The 13,008-nt window shown below is 71.6% G+C and carries 12 protein-coding genes; 4 read left to right on the top strand and 8 right to left on the bottom strand.

Annotated features, from left to right (window positions below):
• Positions 1-109: 109 nt before the first annotated feature.
• The gene (locus tag B073_RS0129930; protein ID WP_018541767.1) at positions 110-547 is read right to left on the bottom strand and encodes a gamma-glutamylcyclotransferase; all 438 of its coding nucleotides are present in this window, start codon (positions 545-547) and stop codon (positions 110-112) included.
• A gap of 140 nt (positions 548-687) precedes the next feature.
• Here B073_RS0129930 and B073_RS0129935 point away from each other — a divergent pair, with 140 nt between their 5' ends.
• Both B073_RS0129935 and B073_RS0129940 read left to right on the top strand, forming a co-directional pair.
• Positions 688-2,133: an NAD(P)H-quinone dehydrogenase gene (locus B073_RS0129935; protein WP_018541768.1), complete on the top strand. Its 1,446-nt coding sequence runs from the start codon at positions 688-690 to the stop codon at positions 2,131-2,133.
• A 281-nt stretch (positions 2,134-2,414) separates the two neighbouring features.
• Positions 2,415-3,389 carry a DeoR/GlpR family DNA-binding transcription regulator gene (locus tag B073_RS0129940; RefSeq protein WP_078508242.1) on the top strand — a complete coding sequence of 325 codons (975 nt, stop codon included), beginning with the start codon at positions 2,415-2,417 and terminating at the stop codon, positions 3,387-3,389.
• 115 nt (positions 3,390-3,504) lie between these two features.
• Here B073_RS0129940 and B073_RS0129945 read toward each other — a convergent pair whose 3' ends face one another.
• Positions 3,505-4,167 (bottom strand): TetR/AcrR family transcriptional regulator, encoded by a 663-nt coding sequence (locus tag B073_RS0129945; protein WP_018541770.1) that lies wholly within the window; start codon positions 4,165-4,167, stop codon positions 3,505-3,507.
• A gap of 247 nt (positions 4,168-4,414) precedes the next feature.
• Between B073_RS0129945 and B073_RS0129950 the strand changes: the two genes are divergently transcribed.
• Entirely contained in the window at positions 4,415-5,599 is a 1,185-nt protein-coding gene (locus B073_RS0129950; RefSeq protein WP_018541771.1) for an alpha/beta hydrolase, read from the top strand.
• A 131-nt stretch (positions 5,600-5,730) separates the two neighbouring features.
• On the opposite strand, the gene B073_RS0129955 is transcribed toward B073_RS0129950, so the two are convergent.
• The gene (locus tag B073_RS0129955; RefSeq protein WP_018541772.1) at positions 5,731-7,500 is read right to left on the bottom strand and encodes an acetyl/propionyl/methylcrotonyl-CoA carboxylase subunit alpha; all 1,770 of its coding nucleotides are present in this window, start codon (positions 7,498-7,500) and stop codon (positions 5,731-5,733) included.
• 478 nt (positions 7,501-7,978) lie between these two features.
• Between B073_RS0129955 and B073_RS0129960 the strand changes: the two genes are divergently transcribed.
• Positions 7,979-8,443: a hypothetical protein gene (locus B073_RS0129960; RefSeq protein WP_018541773.1), complete on the top strand. Its 465-nt coding sequence runs from the start codon at positions 7,979-7,981 to the stop codon at positions 8,441-8,443.
• A gap of 96 nt (positions 8,444-8,539) precedes the next feature.
• Here the strand turns inward: B073_RS0129960 and B073_RS0129965 are convergent, their stop codons facing one another.
• The 5 genes from B073_RS0129965 to B073_RS0129985 all read right to left on the bottom strand — a co-directional run bounded on the left by B073_RS0129965 (position 8,540) and on the right by B073_RS0129985 (position 12,974).
• Entirely contained in the window at positions 8,540-9,148 is a 609-nt protein-coding gene (locus tag B073_RS0129965) for a Maf family protein (RefSeq protein WP_018541774.1), read from the bottom strand.
• 100 nt (positions 9,149-9,248) lie between these two features.
• Complete coding sequence (locus B073_RS0129970) at positions 9,249-10,733, bottom strand: peptidoglycan D,D-transpeptidase FtsI family protein (protein ID WP_026247860.1); 1,485 nt, start codon at positions 10,731-10,733, stop codon at positions 9,249-9,251.
• A 165-nt stretch (positions 10,734-10,898) separates the two neighbouring features.
• Entirely contained in the window at positions 10,899-11,027 is a 129-nt protein-coding gene (mmpB, locus tag B073_RS48870) for a morphogenic membrane protein MmpB (RefSeq protein ID WP_018541776.1), read from the bottom strand.
• 108 nt (positions 11,028-11,135) lie between these two features.
• Positions 11,136-11,351, bottom strand: coding sequence for an acyl-CoA carboxylase epsilon subunit (locus tag B073_RS0129980; protein ID WP_018541777.1), 216 nt, complete (start codon positions 11,349-11,351; stop codon positions 11,136-11,138).
• Between the two features lie 33 nt (positions 11,352-11,384).
• Positions 11,385-12,974, bottom strand: coding sequence for an acyl-CoA carboxylase subunit beta (locus B073_RS0129985; RefSeq protein WP_018541778.1), 1,590 nt, complete (start codon positions 12,972-12,974; stop codon positions 11,385-11,387).
• Positions 12,975-13,008: the final 34 nt, after the last annotated feature.

Here is a 13,008-nt window from a genome sequence, read left to right on the forward strand (position 1 = left end):
TAATCCCCTACGCGCGTAGATGTCGCTGCCCACGGGCCTGTGGGCGTTGACTTGTGGCTTTTGCCAAACGGCTTCCGGGCGCGGTCGCGGCCGGGCCGGAGCGGCCGCGTCAGCACGGGCGCTTGCGGATCTCCATGACGTAGTCGTGCGGGGCGCCGGCGGACTCGGCGGCATCGGCGATCTCGCCCAGATAGCGGGCCGAGGGGAGGCCGCCCTCGTAGCCGTTGAGGACGTAGATCCAGGCGGCCTCGTCGCCGTCGAGGGTGTGCGCCCGGACCCGCATCCGTCGGTAGATGCCCAGGCCGACGCCCTCCCAGCGGTCCATCGACTCCTCGTCCATCGGGGCGATGTCGTAGAGCGCGACGAAGAGCTGGGACCCGGGGTCCTCCACGACCGTCGCCAGGGCGCCCTCCCACCCCATCTGCTCCCCGCCGAACGTGAGCCGCCAGCCGTTCAGCCAGCCGGTGCCGCGCAGCGGCGAGTGCGGTGCGCGGCGGGACATCAGCCGCGCGTCGAGGTTGCCGGCGTACGCGGCGTAGAGCGACATGCTTCCGAGGGTACGGGAGGTTCCCCGTTGGGCTCGTGGTACCGGAGGTTCGTACGACCGGCTGGCGAGAGCACACGCCCGGCGCCCGTCCGGCACTCTCCGCGCCCCCGGGGGAGAGCCACCGTCGGGCGTGCGGGACAATGGAGTACGTGACTCGGATCGTGATCATCGGTGGTGGACCCGGCGGATACGAAGCGGCCCTGGTGGCGGCCTCGCTCGGCGCGGAGGTGACCGTCGTCGACTGCGACGGTCTGGGCGGGGCGTCGGTGCTGACCGACTGCGTCCCCTCGAAGACCCTCATCGCCACGGCCGAGGTGATGACGACGTTCGACTCCTCCTACGAGGAGCTGGGCATCATCGTCGAGGACGACACCCCGTTCAAGGAGCGTCCGGCGCGGGTGGTCGGGGTCGACCTCGGCAAGGTCAACCGACGGGTCAAGCGGCTGGCGCTGGCCCAGTCCCACGACATCACCGCCTCGGTCACCCGCGCCGGCGGCCGGGTGCTGCGCGGCCGCGGCCGGCTGGAGCCGGGCCAGGCGCCGGACGGCTCGCGCAAGGTCACGGTCACCGCCGCCGACGGCTCCACCGAGGGCCTGATCGCCGACGCCGTGCTGATCGCCACCGGCGCCCACCCGCGCGAGATCCCCGACGCCCAGCCGGACGGCGAGCGGATCCTGAACTGGACGCAGGTCTACGACCTCACCGAGCTGCCCGAGGAGCTCATCGTCGTCGGATCGGGCGTCACCGGTGCCGAGTTCGCCGGCGCGTACCAGGCGCTGGGGTCCCGGGTCACCCTGGTCTCCTCCCGCGACCGGGTGCTGCCGGGCGAGGACCCGGACGCCGCCGCCGTGCTGGAGGACGTCTTCCGCCGCCGCGGGATGAACGTCATGGCGCGCTCCCGGGCGCAGTCCGCCAAGCGGGTGGGCGACCGCGTCGAGGTCACCCTCGCCGACGGCCGGACGATCTCCGGCACGCACTGCCTGATGGCGGTGGGCTCCATCCCGAACACCGAGGGGATCGGCCTGGAGGGCGCCGGGGTCAAGCTGAAGGACTCCGGGCACATCTGGACCGACAAGGTCTCCCGCACCACCGCCCCCGGCGTCTACGCCGCGGGCGACTGCACCGGCGTCCTCGCGCTGGCGTCGGTCGCCGCGATGCAGGGCCGGATCGCGATGTACCACTTCCTCGGTGACGCGGTCACCCCGCTCAACCTCAAGACGGTCTCCGCCAACGTCTTCACCGACCCCGAGATCGCCACCGTCGGCTACTCCCAGGCCGACGTCGACAACGGCGTGATCGACGCCCGGGCGGTGAAGCTGCCGCTGCTGCGCAACCCGCGCGCCAAGATGCAGGGCATCCGGGACGGCTTCGTGAAGCTGTTCTGCCGGCCCGGCACCGGCATCGTCGTCGGCGGTGTGGTGGTCTCGCCGCGGGCGAGCGAGCTGATCCACCCGATCTCGATCGCGGTCGACAACAACCTGACGGTCGAGCAGATCGCCAGTGCCTTCACCGTCTACCCGTCGCTGTCCGGATCGATCGCCGAGGTCGCCCGGCAGCTGCACACCCGGAAGACGGCCGGCGCCTGACCGGTGCCCCGCAAGCCGGACCATGGAATATTTGTGCCCACGGTGGGCACTTGGGGTGAAACGGTCCTTCACGGGCATGACCGGACACCTCGGACCGGGGTCCGCGGTCGGTCGTCCAACACTGCAACTGACCAGGCAACGAGCGGGTTTGAACACGCACGGTAACGGGGATCGAGGCATGTGCATGCCGCATACCACGTGAAGCGACGCCGTGTGAACAACTTCCGTTAATTGGTGCAACGTGCTGAAAACAGACGGTCGTTGGCGTTACTGTCAGTTTCGTGTTCGCTGCAGAACGTCGCCAACTGATCCTTGAAATGGTGCGCGCAAACGGAGCGGTTTCGCTCCGTGAGCTCGCCCGTGTCGTCCAGACCTCCGAAGTGACCGTACGGCGCGACGTGCGGGCGCTGGAGGCAGAGGGACTGCTCGACCGCCGGCACGGCGGTGCGGTCCTACCAGGAGGTTTCACCAGGGAGTCCGGCTTCCCGCAGAAGTCCCACCTCGCGACCGCCGAGAAGACGGCCATCGCCGATCTCGCGGCCGGCTTCGTCGAGGAGGGCGAGGCCATCGTCGTCGGCGCCGGGACCACCACCCAGGAACTCGCCCGCCGGCTGGCCAGGGTCCCCGGCCTGACCGTCGTCACCAACTCCCTCCTCGTCGCCCAGGCCCTGGCCCACGCCAACCGCGTGGAGGTGGTGATGACCGGCGGGACCCTGCGCGGTTCCAACTACGCGCTGGTCGGCAGCGGTGCCGAACAGTCCCTCCAGGGGCTGCGGGTCTCCCGCGCCTTCCTGTCGGGCAGCGGCCTGACCGCCGAACGCGGGCTCTCCACCTCCAACATGCTCTCCGCCAGCGTCGACCGGGCGCTGGTGCAGGCCGCGGGGGAGGTGGTGGTGCTCGCCGACCACACCAAGCTCGGCTCCGACACCATGTTCCAGACCGTGCCGACGGACGTCATCACCCGGCTCGTGACCGACGAACCGCCCGCCCACGACGACCGGGCCGCCACCGAGTTGCAGGCACTGGCCGACCAGGGCGTCCAGATCGCCGTCGCCAGCGGCTCGCTCACCGGAGCGGCACCGGCCCAGCCGGGCATGGACGCCGCCCCGCCGGAGCGCCGGAACCCACGGCGGGACGTGCCGCTGCCGGGCCAGCGCCGCAACCACCCGGGCGCCGCGCCCGGGGCTCCGCAGCTGCGCTCGGCGGGCTCGCTCGGGGACGGCCGGGTGGCCGACCTGGCGCCCCGGCGCCGCTGAACCGGCCGCGGGCACGGGCGCCGGCGGATGGGCCCGTGGCGTCGTCCGGCCCGGTGCCGCCGCACCGGGCCCGGCCGGGCGCCGCACGGCGGGCGGGGGCCTGACGCGCCAGGTCCTACGCCTCCGTATCCCGGTCCGCCGGGTCCGGCTTCAGTCCGCGCAGGGTCAGCGTCAGCAGCCGGTCGGCCAGCTCCGGATCGTCCGGGGACTCCTCGGCGGCCAGCGCGATGCCGTTGGTGAGCTGGAGCAGATCGCCGATGGCGACGCCCCGGCGCACCGCCCCGGCCTGCTGGGCCCGGGTCAGCAGCGCTGCCCCCGCCTCGCTCAGCGGGACGCGGCACCGCGCCATCCCCGAACTCTCGTCCGCCGACGCCGTCATCAGCGCCCGCGACAGGCCCCGGTAGGTGCCGGCGTGCGTGATCAGCGCGCGCAGCCAGTCCACCAGCGCGGTGCACGGCTGCGGGGCGTCCGCCAGCTCCCGGGCGTAGCCGAGCAGCGCCTCCACCTCGCCCTGGAAGACCGCACCCATCAGGGCGGTGCGGTGGGGGAAGTGGCGGTAGAGGGTGCCGATGCCGACGCCGGCCCGGCGCGCGATGTCCTCCAGCGAGGTGTCCGTGCCGTGCTCCGTGAACGCCGTCCGGGCCTCGGCCAGCAGCCGCTCGTAGTTCCGGCGCGCATCGGCCCGCATGGGGCGCACCTCGGCCGCCCCCGCGGCCTCCGGCCCCGCCGCCGCGGCAGCCCGCCCCGCCCGCCGCCGCCCTGCCGTGTCGGTCGCCATCCGCCGTCCTTCCTCGATCCCGCGTCCAGCATGCCATCGCGGTGCCGGCGGGCGGGCGGGGGCGTGGGCCCCGGCCCCCGGTGGACGCCCGGCGGCCGGCCGGTGACCGGGCGGCGTACCGGTGCCGTCGGGCCGGCGAACTCCTGGGAAAGGCCGCAACGCCGCCCTTCCGGTGGTCATCAAACCAGGCGCAAAGGGGCTTCCGGGGTCGTCCGGGAGCCGTCCGGGAACGTCTGGGGAACATCGCATGGGACTGACCAGCCGGCCGCTGCTGTACGCCGTGATCACCCTCGCCGTGGCCTGTGTGGGGCTCACCGTCTGGATCTGGCCGCGGTTCTCCGGGCGCGGGCCGCGCGCGGTGCTGGGGCGGCTCGGCGCGCTCGCCGGCACCCAGCTGGCCATCGTGGCCGCGCTCGGCCTGGTGGTGAACACCAACTTCCAGTTCTACGCCTCCTGGCACGAACTCCTCGGCATGTACGACGGGGCGCCCGCCGCCGTCGGCAAATGGGGCGACGAGGGCAGCGCCGGGCCCGCCGGCGACCCGTCGAAGGGGCTGGTGCAGGCGTCCGGACCGGAGGGCCTGGACAAGGTCCACGGGGTGCCCAAGGGCCCGCCGGAGAAGAACGGCAAGGTCGAGACCGTGCGGATCGTGGGCAAGCGGACCAAGGTCGCCGACGCCGCGTACGTCTATCTGCCGCCGCAGTACTTCCAGCAGCAGTACGCCCGCCAGAGATTCCCCGTCGTCGTGGCGCTCAGCGGCTACCCGGGCGGGATATTCCTGCTCGGCCAGCACCTGCGGCTGCCGGAGACCGCCACCAAGCTGGTCCGCAACGGCACCCTCCAGCCGACGGTCATCGTGATGATGCGGCCCACCATCGCGCCGCCGCGCGACACCGAGTGCGTCGACGTCCCCGGCGGCCCGCAGACCGAGACGTTCTTCGCGCAGGACGTCCCGGACGCCCTGAAGTCGCACTACCGGGTGGGCCACGACCCGGGCGCCTGGGGCCTGCTCGGCTACTCCTCCGGCGGCAGCTGCGCCCTCCAGCTCGCCATGCGCCACCCGCGCACCTACACCGCCGCGGCCGCCCTCTCGCCCGACTACAAGATCACCAACGACCCCACCACCGGCAACCTCTTCGGCGACGGCAAGGACCGCGGCCGGCGGCGCGAGGAGCACGACCTGATGTGGCGGCTGGCGCACCTGCCGGCCCCCGAGGTCAACGTCCTGATCGGCACCAGCCGCAGCGGCGAGAAGAACTACCCGGCGGCACGGGCGTTCCTGGCCGCGGTCCGCCCGCCCATGAAGGCGGACGCGATCGTCCTCGACCACGGCAGCCACAACTTCGCCACCTGGCGACGTGAACTGCCCGCCGCGCTCCAGTGGATGAGCCGGACGCTGCTGTTCCCCGAGGAGGTCGTGGGCAAGTCGTAGCGGCCGTCGCCGGCGACGACGGAAGACGGGCGACGAAGGAAGACGCAGCAAAGGGGCGGGCCCCGGTACGCGGTGTACCGGGAGCCCGCCCCTTTATGACGGCCCGAGGGCCGATCGGTCCCTGCTCTCGTTCAGTCCTTGATCTCGCAGATCACCGCGCCGGAGGTGAGCGCCGCGCCCACCTCGGCGGTCAGGCCCTTGACGGTGCCCGAGCGGTGCGCGTTGATCGGCTGCTCCATCTTCATCGCCTCCAGGACGACGACCAGTTCGCCCTCGGCGACCTGCTGGCCCTCCTCGACGGCGACCTTGACGATGGTGCCCTGCATCGGGGAGGCCAGGGTGTCACCGGAGACCGCGCTGCCGCTCTTCTTGGTGGCCTTGCGCTTGGGCTTGGCACCCCCGGCGACCGCGGCCCGCGCCAGCGGCATGCCGAGCGACGCCGGCAGCGAGACCTCCAGCCGCTTGCCGCCGACCTCGACCACGACGGTCTCGCGGGTGTCCGTCTCGCCCTCCTCGCCACCGGGCGCGGTGAACGGCGGGATCTCGTTGACGAACTCGGTCTCGATCCACCGGGTGTGGACGGTGAACGGCTCGGCGGAACCGGCCAGTTCGGGGGCGAACGCCGGGTCCTTGACGACCGTGCGGTGGAACGGGATGGCGGTGGCCATGCCCTCCACCTGGAACTCGTTCAGCGCCCGGGCGGCCCGCTGGAGGGCCTGCTCGCGGGTGGCGCCGGTGACGATCAGCTTGGCCAGCAGGGAGTCCCAGGCCGGGCCGATGACCGAGCCGGCCTCCACGCCCGCGTCCAGGCGGACGCCCGGGCCCGCCGGCGCGTCGAACCTGGTGACCGTGCCGGGCGCCGGGAGGAAGTTGCGGCCCGGGTCCTCGCCGTTGATGCGGAACTCGAAGGAGTGGCCGCGCACCGCCGGGTCGTCGTAGCCCAGTTCCTCGCCGTCGGCGATCCGGAACATCTCGCGGACCAGGTCCAGGCCGGTGACCTCCTCGGTGACCGGGTGCTCCACCTGGAGGCGGGTGTTGACCTCCAGGAAGGAGATGGTGCCGTCCTGGCCCACGAGGAACTCGCAGGTGCCGGCGCCCTCGTAGCCGGCCTCCTTGAGGATGGCCTTCGAGGCGCGGTACAGCTCGGCGTTCTGCTCGTCGCTCAGGAACGGCGCGGGGGCCTCCTCGACGAGCTTCTGGTGGCGGCGCTGGAGCGAGCAGTCACGGGTGGAGACGACCACGACGTTGCCGTGCTTGTCGGCCAGGCACTGGGTCTCGACGTGCCGCGGGCGGTCGAGGTAGCGCTCGACGAAGCACTCGCCGCGGCCGAAGGCGGCGACCGCCTCGCGGACCGCGGAGTCGTAGAGCTCGGGGACCTCTTCCAGGGTGCGGGCGACCTTCAGGCCGCGGCCGCCGCCGCCGAACGCCGCCTTGATCGCGATCGGCAGGCCGTGCTCCTGGGCGAACGCGACGACCTCGTCGGCGCCGGAGACCGGGTCCGGGGTGCCGGCGACCAGCGGGGCACCGGCCCGCTGGGCGATGTGCCGGGCCGCGACCTTGTCACCGAGGTCGCGGATGGCGTGCGGCGGCGGGCCGATCCAGGTCAGGCCGGCGTCGAGCACGGCCTGCGCGAACTCGGCGTTCTCGGAGAGGAAGCCATAGCCGGGGTGGATGGCGTCCGCGCCGGAATCGGCGGCCGCCTGGAGGACCTTGGCGATGTCCAGGTAGCTGGTGGCAGGGGTGTCACCGCCCAGGGCGTATGCCTCGTCCGCGGCACGGACGTGCAGAGCGTCCCGGTCCGGGTCGGCGTAGACCGCTACGCTCCCGATCCCGGCATCCCGGCATGCACGGGCAACGCGGACAGCGATTTCGCCACGGTTGGCGATGAGCACCTTGCGCACGATGGGTCCTTCCTTGGCGCTACGCCGCAACACACTGAACGCAGCGAGTTTAGGGACTGGCGACACCACGTGCCGACCCGTTCCCAGGGGTGAGCTTGCCCACACGGAGCGTGCACGCGGCGGTGGTGAGGGACCAAAGTCCGTTGGAATCCCAGGGTAGGCCCGGATTCCGGGGCTCCGGCGCGCGGCACGGTGTGGCCTAGGTCTCGAACTGCGGACGCCCGGCGGACCGTCAATTCTTTGTGGAGTCCCTACGAATGGGCGAGTGAAAGTTTTCGGGTGGGCGCGGCGGTCGGGGGCATGCCGGAGGGGGGTCGAACGCGGTGGTGCAGACCCCTTGCCGTGACCATTACCCGTTAGTAGCGTGCCTGACGCCTTCTGTACTCCTGGTAACGGCTCGTACTGCTGGGAATGGCTCGTAACGACGGCGCGCGGCGGCGCAGGGCGGCGCACGACCGCGCATGACGGCGGAAGTGGGGTGGGCGAGGTGGTGGCGGCACGCAGACCGGCGGCCCTGGTGGCGGCGGTGCTCCTGGCCCTGGAAGCGGCCGGGGTCCTGCTGCTGAACTGGATCCTGAGCATCGTGGTCGACCGGCAGCAGATGTCCCTGGCCGGGCTGCGGCCGGGCGCCATGTCCACCGGTGCCTGGGCCGGCGGCGCGGTCCTCGCCCTCTTCCTGCTCTGCTGCGCCGCGCTGCTGGCGTACGGCGCACTGCGCGACCGGGCGCCCGGCCGCCTGGCGCGGATCGCGCTGATCTGCTGCGCGGTGGTGCAGGGCGTCGTCGGCGCACTCTCCGTCGGCCTGGTCGGCTGGCCCGCGTTCGCCGCCATGGCCGTACCGCTCGCGCTCCTGGTCTTCGCCCTGATCGCCTACGGGGACCAGGCCCCGGAACCGACCGGGAGGCCGGCCGAGGGGCCGACGAGGGACGGCGCGCCGGCCTGAGCCCGGCCGGGGCGGGGCGGGCCCGACCCGCACGCACCGGGCGAACTCCCGCCGCAGCGGGCTCCGTTCGGCCTCAACCGCCGACCCGCCGGCCCCTCACGCCCACAGGTCGGTGATCGTCACGCCCAGGTCGGCGAGCAGACGGCGGAACAGCGGCAGCGAGAGGCCGATGACATTGCCTGGGTCGCCGTCGATGCCGTCGATGAACGGCGCCGAGCGGCCGTCGAGGGTGAACGCGCCCGCCACGTACAGCGGTTCGCCGCTCGCCACGTAGGCGGCGATCTCGGCGTCGCTGGGCTCGCCGAACCGGACCGTGGTGGAGGCGGTGGCGGAGACCCGCCGGCCCGACACGGTGTCGATCACGCAGTGGCCGGTGCGCAGGATCCCGGACCGGCCGCGCATCGACTTCCAGCGGGCCGTGGCGTCCTCGGCGTCCGCCGGCTTGCCGAGCGCCCGCCCGTCCAGCTCCAGCACCGAGTCGCAGCCGACGACCAGCGCGCCCGTGGCCTCCGGCCGGGCCGCCACCGCGGCGGCCTTCGCCTCGGCCAGCACGCGGGCCAGCTCCTCCGGGGTGGCGGCGGTGAGCGCGTCCTCGTCGACCCCGCTCACCAGGACCTCGGGCGCCAGTCCGGCCTGCCGGAGCAGACCGAGACGGGCCGGGGACTGGGAGGCGAGGACGAGGCGGCGGCGGGAAGCGTCGGTCATGTCCGCCATCGTACGGACGCGGCGGACGCGAGCGGGCCGGGGGCCGACCCGACCCCCGGCCCACTGACGTCCGCCGCGTCCGGGCTCCCCCTACTTACCGCTACTTGTTCAGCACCGCCTGCATCACCGACTTCGCGATCGGGCCGCCCAGCGAGCCGCCGGCGATGTCCGCACGCGGAATGTCCATGTCCTTCGGGTCGACGAAGACCGCCACCGCCACCGGCGAACTCCCGTCGGGCAGCTTCGCGTAGGAGACGAACCAGGCGTATGGCCGCTCGTCATCCACATTCACGCCGTGCTGCGCGGTCCCGGTCTTGCCGCCGACCGTCACCCCGTCGATCTTCGCCTTCGACGCGGTGCCGTCCGAGACGGTGTACTCCATCATTTCCTGCACCTTCTTCGCGGTGCCCTCGGAAACCGCCTGCGGGTCCTTCGGATGCAGCGGCTCCGGGTCGAACTTCTCGATCGTGGAAAGATCCGGGCCGCGCAGTTCCTCGACCATGTACGGCTTCATCACCTTGCCGTTGTTGGCGATACCGGCGGCGACCATCGCCATCTGGAGCGGGGTGCTGGTGAGATCGCCCTGGCCCATACCGGTCAGCGCGGTCTTCGGCTGGTCGAGCTTGGCGGGATAACCGCTCTTCGCGGCACGGACCGGGACGAACAGCTCCTCGTTGAAGCCGAACTTCTCCGCCGTCTCCCGCATTCTGTCCGTCCCGAGCTTGTGCGCGGCGTCCAGGAAGACGTTGTTGCAGGACCACTGCATACCGGTCTTCAGCGACGCCTTGTCGCAGGGCGCCGACTTGATGTCGTTGGGGACCTGGGTGCGGGTCTGCGGCAGGGTGTACGGGGCGGGCGCGCCGGAGGAGGCGTTGATGTCGGTGACCGTGCCGTGCTCCAGGGCGGCGGCCGCGGTGAGCACCTTGAAGGTCGAGCCGGGCGGGTAGATCTCGCGCAGCGCCCGGTTGTTCATCGGCTTGGACTTGTCGCCCTCCAGGGCGAGGTACTTCTTGCCCTCCGCGCCGGTCAGCCCCGCGAAGCTCGACGGGTCGTAGGACGGCGTGCTCGCCATCGCCAGGATCTTGCCGCTGCGCGGGTCGAGGGCGACCACCGCGCCGGTCGCGTGCAGATCGGTCAGCCCCTTGTACGCGGCCTTCTGCGCCTTCTCGCTGATGGTGGTCAGGACGTCCCCGCCGCGCGGCTTCTCACCGGTCAGCATCCCGCGCGCCCGGTTGAAGAACAGCCGGTCGTCCTTGCCGCTGAGCACCTTGCGGTAGACGCCCTCCAGCATGGTCTCGCCCGCCGCCTGCCGGGCGTAGCCGGTGATCGGCGCGTACATGGCGCCGTCGGTGTAGGTGCGCTTGTACTTGAAGTCACCGCTGGTCTCCGTGGACCCGGTGATCGGTTTGCCGTCCACGATGATGTTGCCGAGCGGATACGAGTACGCCTCGATCTTGACCCGCCGGTTGTTGGTGTCGTTCGCGAGCTGGTCCGCCTGCACGAACTGCACCCAGGTCACCCGGACCAGCAGGGCGAGTATCAGCACCCCGCAGAAGACGGCTATGTGTCTGAGCGGCCTGTTCATGGTCTCCCCTCCACCGCGGCACCGCGGTCCGGCCGGTCACCGCGCGGCCGCTTGCCCGAATTGCACTGTCGAGAGAGAAAGAGGCAATTTGGGACGCTGTGGTTGCGGGGGGTGATGAGGGCCATGGGGAGGAGGGGGTGGGAACCGTGGGAACCCCGAGCGGCGTCAGCGCATCAGGAGCACCAGCGTCCCGACCATGATCGCCGTGGCCAGCACGAAGCCCATCCGACGGAGCTTCGCCTGCACCTCGCGCAGCTCCTCGGGCGGTTCGTCGGGCGGATCGGACCACAGCATGGCCTCGATCCTCCCGCCCCTCACGGCGACGGCGCCTGAGTACGCGTACTCAGGCGCCGCCTCACGAAGGACTAGTCAGTGCATCGTGCACCGACCGATTCCGCCAGGTCACCGCGGCCAGAAGCTGGTCCGCCAGGCCCGCGGTCCCGGGTGGGGCATCCGGGACCGGCGCGGAACCGTCGCCGCCGGATCCGACCACTCGCCGCTGTGCCCGCGCTCCTCCGGGGCGACGCCGGCGGCCACCGCCGCCGCCCGGGCCTGCACCACCGCCAGCGCGGCGGCCAACTCCTCGGGTGTGGGATTGCCCCGTACGACCTTGATCATCGTCAACCGACCTCCTACGGCCCTGTGGCGGGACTACAGCGGGATGTTGCCGTGCTTCTTCGGCGGCAGCGCCTCCCGCTTGTTGCGCAGCGTGCGCAGCCCGCGGACGATGTGCCGCCGGGTCTCGGACGGCATGATCACCGCGTCGACATAGCCCCGCTCGGCCGCGACGTACGGGTTCAGCAGGGTGTCCTCGTACTCCTGGATCAGCTCCTGGCGGCGCGTCTCCAGCGCGGCCGGGTCCTCGATCGCCGCCAGCGTCCGGCGGTGCAGGATGTTCACCGCGCCCTGCGCGCCCATCACCGCGATCTGCGCGGTCGGCCAGGCGAGATTCAGGTCGGCGCCCAGGTGCTTGGAGCCCATGACGTCGTACGCGCCGCCGAACGCCTTCCGGGTGATCACGGTGATCAGCGGAACCGTCGCCTCCGCGTAGGCGTAGATCAGCTTGGCGCCGCGCCGGATGATCCCGTCGTACTCCTGGTCCGTCCCCGGCAGGAAGCCCGGGACGTCGACGAACGTCAGCACCGGGATGTTGAACGCGTCGCAGGTCCGCACGAACCGCGCGGCCTTCTCGCTCGCCTTGATGTCCAGGCAGCCGGCGAACTGCATCGGCTGGTTCGCCACCACGCCGACCGAATGGCCCTCGACCCGCCCGAACCCGGTGAGGATGTTCGGCGCGAACAGCGCCTGGGTCTCCAGGAATTCACCGTCGTCCAGCACATGCTCGATCGCGGTGTGCATGTCGTAGGGCTGGTTGGCCGAGTCCGGGATCAGGGTGTCCAGCTCGTGGTCGGCGTCGGAGACCGCCAGGTCCGCCTCCTCCGGGAAGGCCGGCGGATCGGAGAGGTTGTTGGACGGCAGGTACGACAGCAGCCCCTTGACGTACTCGATGGCGTCCTTCTCGTCGCCCGCCATGTGGTGCGCCACACCCGAGGTGGTGTTGTGCGTACGGGCCCCGCCCAGCTCCTCGAAGCCGACGTCCTCGCCCGTCACCGTCTTGATGACGTCCGGGCCGGTGATGAACATGTGCGACGTCTGGTCGACCATCACCGTGAAATCCGTGATGGCCGGCGAATACACCGCACCGCCCGCGCACGGCCCCACGATCAGGGAAATCTGCGGCACCACACCCGACGCATGCACATTCCGCCGGAAAATCTCCGCGAACAGCCCGAGCGCGGCCACGCCCTCCTGAATGCGCGCCCCGCCGCCGTCATTGATCCCGATGACCGGGCAGCCGTTCTTCAGCGCGAAGTCCATCACCTTGACGATCTTCTCGCCGTAGACCTCGCCCAGTGAGCCGCCGAAGATGGTGAAATCCTGCGAATACACGCACACCGGCCGTCCGTCGACGGTCCCGTATCCCGTGACGACACCGTCTCCGTACGGCCGGTTCTTCTCGATCCCGAAATTCGTCGACCGGTGCCGGGCGAACTCGTCGAGCTCGACGAACGAGCCCTCGTCCAGGAGGAGATCGATACGCTCACGCGCCGTCAACTTCCCCTTGGCGTGCTGCTTTTCCACCGCGCGGGCGGAGCCGGCATGGGTGGCTTCATCGATCCGCCGCTGCAGATCCGCCAATTTGCCCGCGGTGGTGTGGATGTTTGCTTCCGGTTCGGACATCGGGATGCGGCTCCTGCTCGTCCTGGACTGGCAC

Source organism: Streptomyces sp. MspMP-M5 (genome assembly GCF_000373585.1).
GTDB lineage: Bacteria > Actinomycetota > Actinomycetes > Streptomycetales > Streptomycetaceae > Streptomyces.